The organism is Rathayibacter sp. AY1H3 (assembly GCF_002932015.1).
This window is the reverse complement of the sequence record NZ_PSUU01000080.1, coordinates 1,773-3,568: the sequence shown is the minus strand read 5'-3', so window position 1 is coordinate 3,568 and position 1,796 is coordinate 1,773. Positions and strand designations below refer to the sequence as shown.

Genomic DNA, 1,796 nt, shown 5'->3' with positions numbered 1-1,796 from the left:
ACATGAACGACGGATTTGCCTATCGTTCGCCCTACATCCTTAGACCGGGACAACCATCGCCCGGCTCGGCTACCTTCCTGCGTCACACCTGTTAATACGCTAAACGCACCAGCACGGGGTCGTACGCTAGGCCCAACGCTTCACCCCGAAGGGATCCATCAAAGGGATTCAGATACTTAGCACTACTGGATTGTCTTGGGCGGTTCTTCGCCGGTACGGGAATATCAACCCGTTGTCCATCGACTACGCCTGTCGGCCTCGCCTTAGGTCCCGACTTACCCAGGGAAGATTAGCTTGACCCTGGAACCCTTGGTCTTCCGGAGGACGGGTTTCTCACCCGTCTTTCGCTACTCATGCCTGCATTCTCACTCGTGTGGCATCCACGGCTGGTTCACACCGCCGCTTCACTCGCCACACGACGCTCTCCTACCCATCAACACGGCTGGACCACGAAGGCCTACCACTAATGTCAATGCCACAACTTCGGTGGCGTGCTTGAGCCCCGTTACATTGTCGGCGCGGAATCACTTGACCAGTGAGCTATTACGCACTCTTTCAAGGGTGGCTGCTTCTAAGCCAACCTCCTGGTTGTCTGTGCAACTCCACATCCTTTCCCACTTAGCACGCGCTTAGGGACCTTAGTTGGTGGTCTGGGTTGTTTCCCTCTCGACTATGAAGCTTATCCCCCACAGTCTCACTGCTGCGCTCTCACTTACCGGCATTCGGAGTTTGGCTGACGTCAGTAAGCTTTTGGGCCCCATCGGCCATCCAGTAGCTCTACCTCCGGCAAGAAACACGCAACGCTGCACCTAAATGCATTTCGGAGAGAACCAGCTATCACGAAGTTTGATTGGCCTTTCACCCCTATCCACAGCTCATCCCCTCCATTTTCAACTGAAGTGGGTTCGGTCCTCCACGACGTCTTACCGTCGCTTCAACCTGGCCATGGATAGATCACTTCGCTTCGGGTCTAGACCCTGCGACTGAATCGCCCTATTCGGACTCGCTTTCGCTACGGCTGCCCCACACGGGTTAACCTCGCCACAGAGCACTAACTCGCAGGCTCATTCTTCAAAAGGCACGCCGTCACCCCTACAAGGAGGCTCCGACGGTTTGTAAGCAAACGGTTTCAGGTACTATTTCACTCCCCTCCCGGGGTACTTTTCACCTTTCCCTCACGGTACTTGTCCGCTATCGGTCATCTGGGAGTATTTAGGCTTATCAGGTGGTCCTGACAGATTCACACGGGATTTCTCGGGCCCCGTGCTACTTGGGATACTCTTCACGCCATAACACCATTTCGACTACGGGGCTCGCACCCGCTCTGGCCAGGCGTTCAAACCTGTTCGTCTATGATGCGCTGTAACGTTCACCGGCCGGCAGACCGGAACGAAAAGTCCCACAACCCCGGCCATGCAACCCCTGCCGGGTATCACACATGACTCGGTTTAGCCTCTTCCGCGTTCGCTCGCCACTACTGACGGAATCACTGTTGTTTTCTCTTCCTGTGGGTACTGAGATGTTTCACTTCCCCACGTTCCCTCTACCCGCCCTATATATTCAGGCGGGAGTCACCAGGTCACCACAAGGGGCCTGGCGGGGTTTCCCCATTCGGAAATCCTCGGATCACAGCTCGTTTATCAGCTCCCCGAGGCTTATCGCAGATTACGACGTCCTTCTTCGGCTCCAGATGCCAAGGCATTCACCGTTTGCTCTTATGAACTTGCTAATCACATGAGTTAAGAAACTACAACTCGAAAAGTTGCAGATCCAATGATTTGCATGACCGCAGCCCT

Annotated in this window: 1 rRNA gene (only partly in view); it reads right to left on the bottom strand. The window is 54.8% G+C overall.

The features are described 5' to 3' along the window. Positions 1–1,729 (bottom strand): 23S ribosomal RNA (locus tag C5C33_RS17785); it reaches 1,486 nt to the left of the window's first position. Positions 1,730–1,796: the final 67 nt, after the last annotated feature.